Here is a 16,195-nt window from a genome sequence, read left to right on the forward strand (position 1 = left end):
GATGCCGCGGCTGCGACGATCGCGACCGTCGAGCAGGTCGCGCGCGATGCGCTGGCCGAAGCCCGCGCGCTCGTCGCCCGCGCGGCGGCTGTGCCGAGCGAGCCGGCCTTCGACGCGGCGGTGTCCCGACTGGTCGAGAGGTTCCGCGTGCACGGCGGTGCCCAGATCGCCCTCGATGCGGACGGCATCGTCGGGCAGCTCGACCGTGAGTCTCAGGTCGTGGTGCTCCGCTGTCTGCAGGAGGCCCTGTCGAACGTCACGAAGCACGCGGCGGCGCGCCGCGTCGCCGTGGAGGTCGCAGCCGCCGCCGACGGCTCCGCGGCGCTGACCGTGACGGACGACGGCCAGGGATTCGACCCGGCCGAGTCCGGGAGGGGGTTCGGACTCGACGGCATGCGGGAGCGAGTCGCCCTCGCCGGCGGCGTGTTGGACATCGCGTCCACTCCGGGGCGGGGGACGACCCTCCGCGTCGGGCTCCCGGCAGTGCCGGCGAGCGTCGAGCAGGGTGCACACGGTGGCGCCGCATGATCCGCCTCCTGATCGCCGACGACCATCCCGTCGTGCGTGCGGGGCTCTCGGGGCTCCTCTCCGACGAGCCCGGTCTCGAGGTCGTGGCCGAGGCATCCGACGGCGATGAAGCTGTGCGCCTCGCCGCGGCCACCCGGCCGGACGTGGTCCTCATGGATCTGCGCATGCCCCGGATCGACGGTGTCGAGGCCACGGCGCGGATCGCGGGCGGCGAGGCGGGGTCTCCGCCGCCGCGCGTGCTGATCCTCACGACCTACGAGACCGACGACCAGATCATTGCGGCGATCGAGGCCGGTGCGGCAGGCTACCTCCTCAAGGCCGCGCCGCAGGCCGAGATCGTCGCGGGCATCCGGTCGGTCGCGGCCGGCCAGTCTGCGCTGTCGCCGCAGGTGGCCGTGCGCCTGGTCGAGCGCATGCGACGCCCCGAGCCTGCGGCCGGGCTCACGCCCCGCGAGGTCGACGTGCTGCGGCTGGTCGCGACCGGGCACAGCAACAAGCAGATCGCCACGGCGCTCGGCATCGGCGAGTCGACGGTCAAGACCCATCTGCTCAAGGTCTTCGAGAAGCTCGGCGTCGCCGACCGCACGCGCGCGGTGACCCTCGCGATGGAACGCGGACTGCTGTCGTGACGACCCCTCCACCCGCCGCTGGCGCGTCGCGCGGAGCATCTGGCCGCGTGGGCCCAGCCCCGGACCGGCGCGCGCCGGTCCGGGGCATCCGTTCGGGATCAGCTGAACTGGTTCATCGTGTTGTGCGCGCCGCCGGCCTTGAGGGCGGCGTCGCCGGCGAAGTACTCCTTGTGGGTGTCGCCGATGTCGCTCCCCGCCATGTTCTGGTGCTTGACCGTGGCGATGCCCTCGCGGATCTCGCGACGCTGGACGCCCCGCACGTACGCGAGCATCCCCTCGTCGCCGAAGTAGCCCTTGGCGAGGTCGTCGGTGGACAGGGCGGCCGTGTGGTACGTCGGCAGCGTGATGAGGTGGTGGAAGATCCCGGCCCGCGCCGAGCCGTCGCGCTGGAACGAGCGGATCTTCTCGTCAGCGAGCCGCGCCAGCTCGGTGTCGTCGTACTCCACGTTCATGAGGTCGGCGCGGTCGTAGGCCGTGACATCCTCGCCCCGCTCCGCGAGCAGGTCGTACGCCTGCTGGCGGAAATTGAGGGTCCAGTTGAACGAGGGGCTGTTGTTGTAGACGAGCTTGGCGTCGGGCACGACCTCCCGGATGCGGTCGACCATTCCGGCGATCTGCTCGACGTGCGGCTTCTCGGTCTCGATCCACAGCAGGTCGGCACCGTTCTGCAAGGAGGTGATGCAGTCGAGCACGACGCGGTCCTCGCCCGTGCCCGGACGGAACTGGTACAGGTTGCTGGCCAGGCGCTTGGGGCGCAGCAGTTTGCCCTCGCGCCGCATGATCACATCGCCGTCGCTCAGCTCCGCCTCCGAGACCTCCTCGACGTCGAGGAACGAGTTGTACTGGTCCCCGAGGTCGCCGGGGTGGTGTGACACGGCGAGCTTCTGCGTGAGTCCGGCACCGAGCGAGTCGGTGCGGGCGACGATGATGCCGTTGTCGATGCCGAGCTCGAGGAACGCATAGCGCACCGCGTTGATCTTGGCGAGGAAGTCCTCGTGCGGCACGGTGACCTTGCCGTCCTGGTGACCGCACTGCTTCTCGTCCGAGACCTGGTTCTCGATCTGGATGGCGCATGCGCCCGCCTCGATCATCTTCTTGGCGAGGAGGTAGGTGGCCTCGGGGTTGCCGAAGCCCGCGTCGATGTCGGCGATGATCGGCACGACGTGGGTCTCGTGGTTGTCGATCTGTGACTGGATGAACTCCACGGCGGTCTCGTCGCCGGCGGCGCGCGCGTCGTCGAGGCGCGTGAAGAGCAGGTCGAGTTCGCGGGCGTCGGCCTGACGCAGGAACGTGTAGAGCTCCCCGATGAGGGCGGGCACAGTGGTCTTCTCGTGCATCGACTGGTCGGGAAGGGGGCCGAACTCGGACCGGAGCGCGGCGACCATCCAGCCCGACAGGTACAGGTAGCGCTTGTTCGTGCTCTTCAGGTGCTTCTTGATCGAGATCAGCTTCTGCTGGCCGATGAAGCCGTGCCACACGCCGAGTGACTGCGTGTACGCCGACGAGTCGGCGTCGTACTCGGCCATATCACGGCGCATGATGTCGGCGGTGTACTGGGCGATCTCGAGGCCGGTGCGGAAGCGATTCTGCGCACGCATGCGGGCGACGTGCTCGGGGTTGATGGCGTCCCAGGTCGAGCCGTGCTGCTGCGTGAGCGCCTCGATGGCTTCGATGTCGTCTTGGTAGGCAGTCATTGTCGTGTCCTTCGCAGTGATGGTGGTTGAGTCCCGAAAAGTGGTCCTGGTGTCCCGATCTCCGCCGGCTCGAAGGGTCGAATGCGGCGGAAATCGGGACACGGATGCCGCGTCACTCGGTCTCGGTGAGGAAGCGCGAGTACGCCGGCAGGGTCAGGAACGCCGGGAAGTCCTGGCCGAGCGCGACCTCGCGGAAGATCTCCGCCGCGTCGTCGAAGCGGTCGCCGTCGCGGCGTTCCCCTTCGCCGAGCACCTGGACGATCAGCCCCTCCACGTAGTCGCGCGTGATCGGCGTGCCGTCCTCCGTGGCGCGGTCCTGGTGGATCCACTGCCACACCTGCGACCGCGAGATCTCGGCCGTCGCGGCATCCTCCATGAGGTTGTCGATGGCGACGGCGCCCAGGCCCCGCAGCCACGCCTCGATGTAGCGGATCGCGACCGACACGTTGTCGCGCACGCCGGCCGCCGTGATGGGGCGGCCGATGTGGACGTCGATGAGGTCGGCCGCCTTCACCTCGACGTCGGGACGCTGCCGATCGAGCTGGTTCGGCCGGTCGCCGAGCACCGCGTCGAACTCGGCGCGCGCCACGGGGATGAGGTCGGGGTGCGCGACCCACGTGCCGTCGAAGCCGTCGCCCGCCTCGCGCCTCTTGTCGGCGGCCACCTTCTCGAACGCGCGCTCGGTGACCTCGGGGTCGCGGCGGTTCGGGATGAAGGCACTCATGCCGCCGATCGCGAAGGCGCCGCGCTTGTGGCACGTCTGCACGAGCAGCTCGGTGTAGGCGCGCATGAACGGCACCGTCATCGTGACCTCGCTGCGGTCGGGCAGCACGAAGCGCGCGCCGCGGCCGCGGTAGTTCTTGATGATCGAGAAGATGTAGTCCCAGCGACCGGCGTTCAGGCCCGCGCAGTGGTCGCGCAGCTCGAAGAGGATCTCCTCCATCTCGAACGCCGCCGGCAGCGTCTCGATCAGCACGGTGGCGCGGATCGTGCCGTGCGGGATGCCGATGTGCCGCTCGCTGAACGTGAAGACGTCGTCCCACAGCTTGGCCTCTTCGCCGGACTCCAGCTTGGCGATGTAGAAGTACGGTCCGCGTCCGTTCGCGATCAGCTGTTTCGCGTTGTGGAAGAAGTACAGCCCGAAGTCGACGAGCGAACCCGATGCGGCCATCGTGCGGCCGGTGCGATCGGTGAACCGGAGGTGGTTCTCGGTGAGGTGCCAGCCGCGCGGGCGCATCACGATCGTGGGCGTGCGCTCGGCGGTGACCTCGTAGCGCTTGCCCTCCGGGCTGGTGAAGTCGAGCTCGCCGCGGATCGCGTCGCGCAGGCTCAGCTGCCCCACGATGACGTTCTTCCAGGTGGGGCTCGTGGCATCCTCCTGGTCGGCGAGCCAGACCTTCGCCCCGGAGTTGAGCGCGTTGATCGTCATCTTCGGGTCGGTCGGACCCGTGATCTCGACGCGGCGGTCCTCGAGGCCGGGCCCGGCGCCGGCGACCCGCCAGTCGGGGTCGTTGCGGATGTGTGCGGTGTCGGCACGGAACTGCGGGTCGTGCCCGTTGCCGATCTCGAACCGGCGGCGCATGCGATCGGCGAGCCGGTCGTGCCGGCGGGCGCCGAACCGGTGGTGCAGCTCGGTGAGGAACGCGATGGCCTCGGGCGTCAGGATCTCGTCGTAGCGGGGGCCGAGGCGGCCGGCGATCTCGATTGCGGGCTCGTGGGTCGAGGTGGGGATGGGCCCCGTGCGCGTACGCATCGGGGTCGCGGTCGCAGGTCTCATGTCGATGTCCTGTCTGTGAAGCAGATGTGATGTGGATGCCGCGACCCGGCGGTGTCGGCCGGGCGCGGCATCCGTGATCCGTGTTCTGGCGGATCGGTGGGAGCCGTGAGACCACTCTGCGGTGAAGATCGGAGCTGGAACCAAGGATCTGGCCTGTGAAGTTTTCCACTATTTCTGCTTTCGTGACAGAATCGCGCCATGACGACGACGTTCACCCCCGATCTGCTGGTAGCAGTCCCGGACGATGAAGAGGTGGATCCCCTCACGATCGGCCGCCGCATCCGGCAGCTGCGCACCGAGCGCGGCATGACGCTCGAAGAGCTCGCCGCCGCGGTCGACCGTGCGCCCAGCCAGCTGTCGATGATCGAGAACGGTCGCCGCGAGCCGAAGCTCACGCTGCTCCAGGCGATCGCGCGAGCCCTCGGTTCGTCGCTCGACCAGATCCTCGAGGCCGAGCCCTTGGACGAACGGGCCACCGTCGAGATCGCGCTCGAGCGGGCCATGCGCGGCCAGACGTTCCAGGCGCTCGGCATCCCGCCGTTCCGCATCGGCAAGACCGTGCCGACCGAGGCGCTGAAGGCGATGCTCGCACTGCAGGGCGAGATCGAGCGGCTCCGCGATGAGCGCGCGGCGACGCCGGAGGAGGCCCGCCGCGCGAACGTGGCGCTGCGCCGCCTCATGCGCACGCAGAACAACTACTTCGAAGAGCTCGAGCAGCAGGCGCGCCGCATCCTCGACGCCGTCGACCACCCGGGTGGCCCGCTCACCCAGCGGACGGCATCCGACATCGCCGCCCATCTCGGGTTCACGCTGCACTACGTGCCCGACCTGCCGCAGACGACGCGTTCGGTGGCCGACATCAAGAACGGCCGCCTGTACCTGTCGAGCCGCCTGTCCGCGAAGGGCGACCCGCGCACGGCGGTGCTGCAGGCGCTCTCGAGCCGCATCCTCGGGCACCGCGAGCCGACTTCGTACGCGGAGTTCCTTCGCCAGCGGGTCGAGACCAACTACCTCACGGGCGCGCTCCTGATCCCCGAGGCGCACGCCGTGCCGTTCCTGCAGGAGGCCAAGAAGGACCGCGCGATCTCGATCGAAGACCTCCGCGACGCGTACTCGGTGTCGTACGAGACGGCCGCGCACCGCTTCACGAATCTCGCGACCGTGCACCTCGGCATCCCGGTGCACTTTCTGAAGGTGCACGAGTCGGGCACGATCACGAAGGCGTACGAGAACGACGACGTCAATTTCCCCACCGACCGCCTCGGCGCGATCGAGGGGCAGATGTGCTGCCGGCGCTGGACCTCGCGCGTCGTCTTCGACGTCGACGATCACTTCAACCCGTACTACCAGTACACCGATACCGGCAACGGCACGTACTGGTGCACGGCACGCGTGGAGCTCTCGAGCGAGGGTGCGCACTCGGTGTCGGTGGGCGTGCGGTTCGACGACACGAAGTGGTTCCTCGGGCGCGACACCCCCAACCGCGGAGTCTCGAAGCACTCGGTCGAGGTCTGCTGCCGACGCGCGCCCGCCGACCTGGAGGCCGCGTGGCGCGAGCACTCGTGGCCGAACGTGCGCACGCCGCGGACGCTCCTGGCGACCCTGCCGACGGGCGCGTTCCCCGGCGTCGACTCGACGGACGTCTACGAGTTCCTCGAGGCCCACGCCCCGCGCTGACGCCCAGTGCCTCGCGTCGGGAACAGGTGTTCTGGCGTGTGCAGGACGTTTCTGGTGCGAATGGTCCTGCGTTCGTCAGATCACCTGTTCTGGCGTGTGCAGGATGTTCTGGCTGCGAATGGTCCTGCGTTCGTCAGATCACCTGTTCTGGCGTGTGCAGGATGTTCTGGCTGCGAATGGTCCTGCGTCCGTCAGATCACCTGTTATGGGCGAAGGATGCCGCGGGCCGCGGCATCCGTGAGAACCGGGTGAGAGACCGGATCCCGCACCTTCACGCCAATACCTATCGTGTGTAAGGTTTTGCGCACCGACGGTTCCGCCCAGCGGAGCCGCTTCCGACGAGGAGAGCGCGATGAAGCGATGGGTGAGCACAGTGGCGGCCGCGGGACTGGTCGCCACGGGACTGGCGCTGGGCGCCCCGACCGCAGCGAGCGGCGGTGGAAAGCCGGGCGATGACCTGCTCGAGCGGTGGGCCCACGACACGTGGGTGTCGCTCGACGCGATGAGCGATGAGACGACGGGATTGCCGTCCGACAACATCACCGGCGACCTGACGACGGTCGGCGCGTACACGTCGCCGACCAACATCGGCGGCTACCTGTGGTCGACCGTCACCGCGCGCGATCTCGGCATCATCTCGGCCGACGAGGCGCGCGAGCGCATGGCGACGACCCTCGAAACGCTCGGCACGCTGGAGCGCAACGACGCCAGCGGCATGTACTACAACTGGTACGACCCGGCGACGGGCGCCACGCTCACGACCTGGCCGGACTCGGGCGATCCGGTCCACCCGTTCCTCAGCACCGTCGACAACGGCTGGCTGGCGTCGGGTCTTCGCATCGTGCGCGAGGCCGAGCCGGCGCTCGCCGCACAGGCGGATGCCCTGTACGACTCGATGGACTTCTCGGCGTTCTTCAACCCGGAAGGGGCGCCGGGGCTGCACGCCGGCACGAACAGAGGCGGATTCTGGGAGGTGCCGCCGCCGGACTGCAGCGCCGAGGCTCCGATGTACAACGGGTCGGGCGAGACGGTCTACTACACGTGCCACCACTACGACACGACGGTCAGCGAGAGCCGCATCGCGACCTACCTCGGCATCGCCAACGGCGAGATCCCGCCCACTGCGCTCTCCGGCACACACCGCACGATGCCGCCCGGCTGCGACTGGGACTGGCAGGAGCAGCTGCCGACCGGCGAGTACCGCACCTACGACGGTTTCCAGGTGTGGGAAGGCGTGTACTCGTACGCGGGCATGGACTTCGTGCCGACGTGGGGCGGCAGCATGTTCGAGGCGCTCATGCCCGACCTGCTCGTGCCCGAGGCGAAATGGGGGCCGCGGTCGTGGCGTCTCAACCACCCCATCACGGTGGCCGTGCACGAGCACCACGGCCTTGCGGACGCCGGCTACGGGTACTGGGGGTTCTCTCCTGCGAGCAACCCGTTCGGCGGATACTCCGAGTACGGCGTCGACATCGCGGGCATGCGCTCGGACGGGTACTTCTCGGATGCCGAGCACACGGACGTCGACATCGACCACCCCGGCTGCACCGCGGGCACGAACCCCGACCCTGAGTACGGCGACGGTGTCGTGACGCCGCACGCCGCGTTCCTCGCACTGCCGTACGACCGCGGGGGCGCGATCGACAACCTCCGCCGCATCGAGACCGAGCTCGGCGCGTACGGCCGTGGGGGCTTCTACGACTCGGTGGCGGTGCGCAGCGGGACGATCGCGGAGCGCTACCTCTCGCTCGACCAGTCCATGATCATGGCGGCCATCGGCAACGAGCTCACCGGGGATACGCTGAAGGACTACTTCGTCGATCGCGACATGGAGAAGCTCCTCCGGCCCGCGATGCGGCAGCTGGTGTTCGAGTCGTCGTGGGGCGATCGCGGACAGCCCGAACGCTGAGCCGCACCCGGCCGGGGGCAGGAACGGGAGGAACCGTGAGCGCTGAGCAGGAGTCCGCGCCGACGACGGCTCGGCGCCCACGGGGCAGCTACGCGAAGGGTCAGGCCCGACGGCAGGCGATCGTCGACGAGGCGCTCGCGGTGTTCTCGCGCACCGGGTTCCACAGCGGGTCGCTGCGTGAGATCGCCAAGCGCGTCGGCCTCACCCCGGCGGGCCTGATGCACCACTTCTCCGGCAAGGAGGAGCTGTTCGTCGAGGTGCTTCGGCAGCGCGACGAGAAGGTGCGCGAGGCGGCCGGAGACCCTGCGGAGCACACGCTCGTCCAGCAGGCCGAGAAGGTCGTCGCCTACAACCAGTCCTCGCGCGGCCTGACCTCGCTGTACGCGATCGTGTCGGCGGAGGCGACCGACTCGGAGCATCCGTCCCACGAGGACTTCGCGGAGCGTTACCGGTCGGGTGCCGCGACGGGGGAGGAGCTGCTGCGCGCGGCTCAGGAGGCAGGGGAGGTGCGCGCCGACCTGGATCCCGCGCTCGCCGCGCGGCTCATCAGCGCAGTGATGGATGGCATCCAACTGCAGTGGCTCCTCGACGAGTCGGTCGATATGGTCCCGCTGTTCGAGGAGTTCGTGCGCGGCTACCTCCGCCCGAGCGGCTGAGGCGCGCTCGGCACCGGCGCGCGGGCGCGCGCACAACTCAGGCAGACATGGGCAGCGGACGGCCGCTGCAGCTCCGAGGGCCGCGTCCTGCCTGAGTTGTGCGCACCCGGCACCCTCCGAACCGCGGAATCGAGCCGTCAGAGGGCGTTGGCTTGAGCGACCCGTCCGAGCCAGTCGAGGCTGCGCTTGGGGTGCCGCTCGAAGGTCTCGGGATCCCACGCGATGAGCCCGAAGGTGGGCCGGAAGCTGCCCCACTCGTAGTTGTCGAGAGCGCTCCAGTGCAGGTAGCCCCGCACATCGACACCCTCCTGGATGCAGGCGAGCACCGCCTCGAGCGCGCCCGTCGTGTAGTCGATGCGGCGGTCGTCGTCGGCGGTGGCGATGCCGTTCTCGGTCACGTACACGGGAGTCTTCGCGCGGCGCCACGCGTTGCGGATGCCCTCGCCCACCGCGGGCGGGTAGTACTCCCACCCCGTGAGCGTGCGCTCGGCGTCGTGCGGGATGGGCAGCGGCCCGTCGGGTCCGATCTTCGTGCGGGTGTACGCCTGCACCCCGACCCAGTCGTCGCCCTCGGCGGCGTCGAGGAACACATCCTCGCGCGACGCCCCGTACGCGGCGGCGACAGCCTCGGCGCCGGGCTCCGGCTGATACGCCTGGGTCGCCACCGACCACCCGGCGCGCGCGCCCGCCGACCGCACCAGGTCGACGGCCGCTCGATGCGCAGCGATCAGCCGGTCGGTGACCGCCGGGATCCCCGGCGGCAGCCCGACCGAGGGGAAGCCGACCTCCGGGTCGGCGAGGACCGACACCATATTGGGCTCATTGATCGTGCAGACGAGGTCGACGCCGTCGAGCAGGGGCAGGACGCCCTCGACGTAGCGCCGGAACGCGTCGACCGAGGCATCCGTCCGCCATCCGCCGTCGCGGGCGAACCACACCGGGTTGGTGAAGTGGTGCAGGGTGATCACGGGTTCGAGGCGCAGGTCGCGGGCCGTCCCGATCATGCGCCGGTAGTGGTCGAGCGCGGCGCGCGAGAACCACCCCTTCTCGGGTTCGATGCGCGCCCACTCGATGCTGAAGCGGTAGGCGCGCAGTCCCGCGTGGGCGAGCAGCGCCATGTCTTCGGGGTAGCGGTGGTAGCTGTCGGCGGCGTCGCCCGAGGGCGATTCGACGGGCGGCCCGGGAAGGTGCCCCCACTCGCGCTGCCACCAGTCGGAGTTGACGTTTCCGCCCTCGATCTGGTGCGCAGCGGTCGACGCGCCCCACAGGAAGCCTTCGGGGAACTTCATCGTGGCGATGATCCTTTCTTTCGGGATGACGGATGCCGCGGCCCGCGGCTGCGGAGCCGGCATCCGTCTGGGTCACTTGATGCCGGTGAGCGCGATGCCCTGCACGAAGTAGCGCTGCAGCAGCACGAAGACGGCGAGCACGGGAACGACGACCACGACGGCGCCCGCCATCATGAGGCCGTAGCGCGCAGCGTTCTGGCCGACCGAGTACAGCGCCAGCGCGACGGGCAGGGTGTACATGTCTTCGGTGGTGGCGACCACGAGCGGCCACAGGAAGTTGTTCCAGCTGGCGAGGAACGTGAGGATCGTGAGGGTCGCGACCGCCGGTCCGCACATCGGCATGATCACGCGCAGGAAGATGCGCCACTCGCTCGCTCCGTCGATGCGCGCCGCCTCGATCAGCTCGTCGGGCAGGCTGAGCATGAACTGCCGCATCAGGAACACGCCGATCGGCGCGATGAGGAACGGCAGGATGAGGCCGGGGTACGAGTTTACGAGCCCCAGGTTCGCCGTCAGCACGAACAGCGGCACGAAGGTCACGACTCCCGGCACCATGAGGGTCGCCAGCACGAGCGCGAACAGCAGCTTCTTGCCGCGGAACTCGAGCTTGGCGAGGGCATACCCGATCATCGAGCAGAACACGATGTTGCCGAGCGTCACGAAGACGGCCACGACGATGCTGTTGACGAAGAAGGTCGCGAAGTCCAGCCGTCCGAACAGGGTCTCGTAATTCTCGACCGTGGGCTCGCGGGGCAGGAACTCGGTCGGGTACTGCCGGATCTCGGCATCCGTCTTGAAGGATCCGAGGATCATCCAGACGAACGGCATGACCATCGCGGCGAGCCCGAGGAAGAGCACGACGTAGAGCCACCACCGGGTCTTCTCGCGGGGGCGACGGCGCCGAGGCGCCGACTCGGCCGCGGTGCGCGACGCGGTCGAGGAGGGGGCGACGGTGGCCATGTCAGTCCTTCCTTCCGAGGAAGCGGAACTGGATGAGCGAGAGGATCACGATCGCGATGAAGAGCACGTAGCTCGCGGCCGACGCATACGCGTAGTTGCCGAACCCGAACTGCTGGTACGTGTACATCGCGGTCGACAGCGTCGCGTCGAGCGGACCGCCGCGGGTCATGACGAAGGGCTCCTCGAAGAACTGCAGGAAGCCGATGCCGGTGATGACCGCCGCGAACAGCAGCGCGGGGCGCATCGCGGGGATCGTGATGTTCCAGAACCGCTGCCACGCGTTCGCCCCGTCGACCATGGCGGCCTCGTGATGCTCGCGCGGAACGCCCTGGAGTGCGGCGAGGAAGATGACCATGAGCGTCCCGATGTTGCGCCAGACCGCCATCATGATCAGCGACGGCAGCGCCCACGTCGTCGACTGCAGCCAGTCCGGCCCCTGGATGCCGAACAGCCCGAGGAAGCCGTTCAGCAGTCCGTCGGGCTGGAGGATGAACCGCCACACGATCGCGATCGCGACGATGCTCGTCACCACGGGTGCGTAATAGCCGACGCGGAACACCGTCCGGAACCGGCGGATGCCCTTGTCGAGCGCGAGTGCCACGACGAGCGCCAGCCCCATCGTGAGCGGCACCGCGACGATCACGAACGTGAAGGTGTTCGCGAGCGACCGCACGAACCGCGGGTCCTGGAAGAGCCGTGCGTAGTTGTCGAGACCCACGATGTTCACCTGGAACGGCGTCTGCAGGTCGCGCGTGGTCATGTCGGTGAAGCTCATGAGGAGCGAGGCGACGATCGGCCCTGCCATGAACACGACGAACAGCACCACGAACGGCAGGGCGAACATCCACGCCGTGAGCGTCATCCGCCGGCTCCGCCGCGAGGCGCGCACCCGAGGGACGGGGCCGCGCGGCGGAGCCGGGGTCGCGAGAGCGGTCATGCCCGGGTTCCTATTGCCCGGTGCCGACCGAGGTCGCCTGCTGCTGGATCGTGGCGATCGCGTCGGCGGGGGTCGTCTCGCCGCGGGTCGCCTTCTCGAGCTCCTGGTCGATCACGGCCGACACCTGCGCCCACGTGGGGATCGCCGGCGGTGCCTTCGAGTCCTGGAGTTGCTCGCCGAAGACGCTGAGGTAGGGGTCCTCGGCGAACGTCGCGTCGTCCCACGCCGCCTGCACGCTCGGCAGATCGGCCGAGATGTCATACCACGCGATCTGCGTCTCGGGCTGACTCAGCCAGCGCACGAACTTCCACGAGGCGTCGCGGTTGTCGGTGTCTTCGAAGACCGCGAGGTTGCCTCCGCCGGTGAAGCTCGTGCGGCTGTCGGCGCCGGGGACCATCGCCACTCCGAACTGCTCGGCGAACTCCTCGCCGCCCTGGTCGAGCAGCAGGCTCACGTGGAACGGGCCGCTGTAGAACGCAGCGACCTCGCCGTTGATGAACGCCTGCTCGATCTCGCCGCCCTCCAGGCGCCGCGGCTCCGCGATGCCCTCCTCGAAGAAGCTGGTGTAGAACGTGAACGCTTCCTCCCACTCCGGGGTGTCGAAGGTGAACTCGGTGCCGTCGTCGTTCAGGATGTCGCCGCCCTGCTGCCACGCGAGCGGAGTGACGTACTGCCACGAGTCGAAGCCGCCCGGGGGAAGCGAGACGCCCCACTGGGCCCCCGCGGACTGCAGCGCCTGCGTGAAGGACTTGTACTCGTCCCACGTCGTCGGCGGTTCGACGCCCGCCTGCTCGGCGAGGTCGGTGCGGTAATAGAGCACGCGCGTGTCGACGTACCACGGCACGCCGTACGCGACGTCGTCGACGACCGTGGTGTCCCACGAGCCCTCGAAGAACGACGACTCGTCGACGAGCCCGTCGGGTGTCGGCTCGAACGCCCCGGTGGCGGCGAATTCGCCGACCCAGGTCGTGCCGAGCATCGTCACGTCGGGGGTCTCGCCGCCGGCGATCGCGGTCGCGATGCGGTCGTGCGCGCTCTCCCACGGCACGGCCGTCACCTCGATCGTGACGTCGGGGTTCTCCTCCTCGAACTGCGCGGCGAGCTCGTCGAGCACTTCGCCCTCGTTGCCCATCGCCCATACCTGCACCGTGCCGGTCGCGGGGGAGTCGTCGATCGCCTCGCCGCCGCCCCCGTCGTCGCCACCACCGCCGCCGTCCGTGCGGCCGCATCCGGCGAGCACCAGTGCGCCCACGAGCGCTGTGGCCCCCGCCCCCGCCCACCGGGAAGTCCTGCGTGCACCTGATCGTGTCATCGGTCTGACGCCTCCTTCGGTCGTCGCCGCACCCGCGCGGCGTCCTTGCCTCGGCTGTGTCGGCGCGCTGCCGCGCCCTTCCACGAATGTACGCCTAAAACCTAACACCTGACAGGTATTAGGCATGAGAATGGACTCATGATGATGCAGGATGCCGCGACCCGGCGCGTCCGGGAACGCCCTGGCGGCGGCATCCGTCGCGTGCTACACGGGACGTGGCGTCCGACCGCGCCGGCGAGATCAGGAGATGTGGCAGGCGCAGGACGTTTCGGCGCGATTCGTCCTGCGTCGGTGAGATCACCTGATTCGGTGGCGGATGTCGTGGTTCGGCATCCGTTCGGTCGGTGCGCGCTGGGTACGGCGACGGATCCGCTGGGTACGGCGATGAGATCAGCGACGTAGGCCGACGAGATCAGGAGATGTGGCCGGCGCAGGACGTTTCGGCGCGATTCGTCCTGTGTCGGTGAGATCACCTGATTCGGTGGCGGATGTCGTGGGCCGAGCCGCGGTGGGCGCCCGAAGCGCGAGAGTCAGTGCCGACCGGCGACGATGTCGGCGATGTGCGCCGGCCAGGCCGTGCGGGAGGACGAGCCGGATGCCTCGATCCGGTCGGCCATGCGGTACGCGGTGTAGATGGCGTTCACGGCGGTCCATCGCAGCGGCTCGGGCTCCCAGTGCTTCGCGCGGTGCCCGACCCACGGCAGGCGTGCGAGGTCGGTGTCGCGGCCGAGTACGAGGTCGGCGAGCGTGCGGCCGGCGAGGTTCGTCGCGGTGACGCCGGTTCCGACGTAGCCGCCGGCCCACCCGAGCCCGGTGGAGCGGTCGTGGCCGACGGTCGCCGCCCAGTCGCGCGGCACGCCGAGCACACCCGCCCAGGCGTGCGCGATCGGCACGACCGAGGCATCCGGGAAGAACTCGCGCAGCAGCGTCGTCAGAGAGCGGATCGCGCGCTGCTGCGTCGCGCCGTCGGTGTCGACGCGCGAGCCGTAGCGGTAGGGCACGCCCCGGCCACCGAACGCGATGCGGTCGTCGGCGGTGCGCTGCGCGTACATGTAGACGTGGGCGAAGTCGCCGAGGGTCTCACGGCCGTCCCACCCCACCGCGCCCCAGAACGACCGCGGAAGCGGCTCGGTCACGATCATCGACGAGTTCATCGGCAGCCACGTGCGATGCTCGGCGGCGAGGTCTGCGGTGAAGCCCTCGGTCGCCCGCAGCACGTGCGCCGCGCGCACGGTGCCGCGGTCGGTGACGGCGCGGCCGGGGGCGATCTCGCGCACGTGCGTCTGCTCGTGGATCGTCACGCCGAGCCGCTCGACGGTCTCGGCGAGGCCGCGCACGAGCTTGGCCGGATGCACCCGCGCGCAGTGCGGATGCCACGCGGCGCCGAGCAGGCCGTCGATGCGGATCCTGGATGCCGCGGTCGCGGCATCCAGCCATTCCAGGTCGGTGTGGGGCCACTCCCGCTCGCTCTCGTACGCCGCGCGGAGTCGCGCGAGCTGTGCCGGCGTGCGTGCGATCCCGAACTCGCCACCCTTGACGATGTCGGCGTCGATGCCTTCGCGCTCCGCGACCGCGATGACCTCGTCGACGGTGTCGTTGAGCGCGCGCTGCTGCGCGATGGCCGCGTCGCGGCCGCCCTTCGACGGGCTCAGGGACCGGTCCACGTAGCGCTCGCGCCCGCCGGTGACAGTGTTGGTGAGCCAGCCGCCGTTGCGGCCGGATGCCCCGAACCCCGCGAACCGCTGCTCGACCACGACGACCCGCAGGTCGGGCTGCGCGCGCTTGAGGTAGTAAGCAGCCCACAGCCCGGTGTAGCCGGCGCCGACGATCGCGACGTCGGCGTCGAGGTCACCCGGCAGCGGTGCGCGGGGCGCCGGGGTGCCGCCGAGGTTCCGCCACCACCACGACACGTCTCCGTTGGGCACCCCGGTCTCGCTCATGCGCCCATCCTCCCGTCGGTTGCCGCCGGTCGCGGCCGCCCCGCCGACGCAATGCGTCGCGGAATCGTGCCCGTTTGCGACCGTCTGCATTGGCGGCATCCGCCCGCCCCGCCGTCTTCGAATCGCGCACTCGGCTGCTCGCGACCGCGTGTCAGAGCAGAGTGCGCGATTCCAGCGGTGCGGGGTCAGGCGTCGAGGACGCGCAGCGCAGCCCACAGCTCGGCGCGCGTCGCGAACGACGCGAGCTCGCGACCGAGCACGCGCTCGATCAGGGCGAGCCTCGTGCGCACGGTGTGCCGGTGCACGCCGAGAGCGCGGGCGGATGCCTCGTGCGAGCAGTCCTCGTCGAGCCACACCTGCAGCGTGTGGACGAGGCTCGTGCCGTCGGCGGCATCGTGATCGAACAGCGGGGCGAGCTCTGCGTGAGCGAGGGCCCGGGCGTCGTCGGTGAGGGCCGACAGCACGCCGCTGCGCGACACGTCGGCGAACGCCGTGATCGGGCCCGCGCCGCGGTCGCGCGCCACGCGCGCCTCGCCCAGGGCAGCCGCGAAGCCGTCGTAGCCCGTGGGGTTCGAGAGCCCCACTCGGACGTCGAAGCGCTCGACGAGCTCGTGGATGGCGGTCCCGTCGCCGGCAGGGGCCACGAGCACCAGGCCGTCGTCGCCGCGGCCGAAGAACAGGCTGCCTCGGTTCTCCTCCGCCCGGAGCTCGAGAAGCTCGGCGATGCCCTCGACGCGCGCGGCCGCGGCATCGGTCAGTCCCACGACGATCGGGGCGAAGGGCAGGGGCCCCCACAGGTCGCGCGACGTACGGCGGGCCAGGGCGGGGTCGCCGGCCAGCAGGGACTGCACGAGGCCCGCCCGCAGCGCGCCGCGTGCGCGGCTGAG

13 protein-coding genes are annotated in these 16,195 nt (G+C 69.8%); 5 read left to right on the plus strand and 8 right to left on the minus strand.

The window, feature by feature from the left end; genetic code table 11:
• Positions 1–528: sensor histidine kinase (locus EIO58_RS19475; protein WP_274543188.1), on the plus strand; the 528-nt coding region annotated here is incomplete at its 5' end.
• Complete coding sequence (locus tag EIO58_RS04775) at positions 525–1,157, plus strand: response regulator transcription factor (protein WP_127818534.1); 633 nt, start codon at positions 525–527, stop codon at positions 1,155–1,157. The genes EIO58_RS19475 and EIO58_RS04775, both read left to right, overlap by 4 nt.
• Before the next feature lie 98 nt (positions 1,158–1,255).
• Here the strand turns inward: EIO58_RS04775 and EIO58_RS04780 are convergent, their stop codons facing one another.
• Both EIO58_RS04780 and aceB read right to left on the minus strand, forming a co-directional pair.
• Positions 1,256–2,851 (minus strand): isocitrate lyase, encoded by a 1,596-nt coding sequence (locus EIO58_RS04780; protein ID WP_127818535.1) that lies wholly within the window; start codon positions 2,849–2,851, stop codon positions 1,256–1,258.
• A 112-nt stretch (positions 2,852–2,963) separates the two neighbouring features.
• On the minus strand, positions 2,964–4,604 hold the full coding sequence (aceB, locus tag EIO58_RS04785; protein WP_127818542.1) for a malate synthase A: 1,641 nt from the start codon (positions 4,602–4,604) through the stop codon (positions 2,964–2,966).
• Between the two features lie 222 nt (positions 4,605–4,826).
• On the opposite strand from aceB, the gene EIO58_RS04790 reads away from it, so the two are divergent.
• The 3 genes from EIO58_RS04790 (at position 4,827) to EIO58_RS04800 (ending at position 8,870) form a co-directional block, all read left to right on the plus strand.
• Positions 4,827–6,305, plus strand: coding sequence for an XRE family transcriptional regulator (locus tag EIO58_RS04790; RefSeq protein ID WP_240658570.1), 1,479 nt, complete (start codon positions 4,827–4,829; stop codon positions 6,303–6,305).
• A 352-nt stretch (positions 6,306–6,657) separates the two neighbouring features.
• Entirely contained in the window at positions 6,658–8,214 is a 1,557-nt protein-coding gene (locus EIO58_RS04795) for a glucoamylase family protein (protein WP_127818536.1), read from the plus strand.
• Between the two features lie 35 nt (positions 8,215–8,249).
• Positions 8,250–8,870 (plus strand): TetR/AcrR family transcriptional regulator, encoded by a 621-nt coding sequence (locus EIO58_RS04800; RefSeq protein ID WP_127818537.1) that lies wholly within the window; start codon positions 8,250–8,252, stop codon positions 8,868–8,870.
• Between the two features lie 137 nt (positions 8,871–9,007).
• Here EIO58_RS04800 and EIO58_RS04805 read toward each other — a convergent pair whose 3' ends face one another.
• The 6 genes from EIO58_RS04805 to EIO58_RS04830 all read right to left on the minus strand — a co-directional run.
• Positions 9,008–10,159, minus strand: coding sequence for a glycoside hydrolase family 1 protein (locus tag EIO58_RS04805; protein WP_127818538.1), 1,152 nt, complete (start codon positions 10,157–10,159; stop codon positions 9,008–9,010).
• A gap of 72 nt (positions 10,160–10,231) precedes the next feature.
• On the minus strand, positions 10,232–11,119 hold the full coding sequence (locus EIO58_RS04810) for a carbohydrate ABC transporter permease (RefSeq protein WP_127818539.1): 888 nt from the start codon (positions 11,117–11,119) through the stop codon (positions 10,232–10,234).
• Position 11,120: 1 nt separating this feature from the next.
• Positions 11,121–12,056 (minus strand): carbohydrate ABC transporter permease, encoded by a 936-nt coding sequence (locus tag EIO58_RS04815; protein ID WP_127818540.1) that lies wholly within the window; start codon positions 12,054–12,056, stop codon positions 11,121–11,123.
• 10 nt (positions 12,057–12,066) lie between these two features.
• A complete protein-coding gene (locus EIO58_RS04820) occupies positions 12,067–13,368 on the minus strand; it encodes a sugar ABC transporter substrate-binding protein (RefSeq protein ID WP_127818541.1) in 1,302 nt (433 codons plus the stop codon).
• A gap of 530 nt (positions 13,369–13,898) precedes the next feature.
• Complete coding sequence (locus tag EIO58_RS04825) at positions 13,899–15,308, minus strand: NAD(P)/FAD-dependent oxidoreductase (RefSeq protein ID WP_205789134.1); 1,410 nt, start codon at positions 15,306–15,308, stop codon at positions 13,899–13,901.
• A gap of 185 nt (positions 15,309–15,493) precedes the next feature.
• On the minus strand, positions 15,494–16,195 hold a 702-nt coding region (locus EIO58_RS04830), incomplete at its 5' end, for a PucR family transcriptional regulator (RefSeq protein WP_164861527.1).

It is taken from the genome of Microbacterium sp. CPCC 204701 (genome assembly GCF_004010105.1).
Classification (GTDB): Bacteria; Actinomycetota; Actinomycetes; order Actinomycetales; family Microbacteriaceae; genus Microbacterium.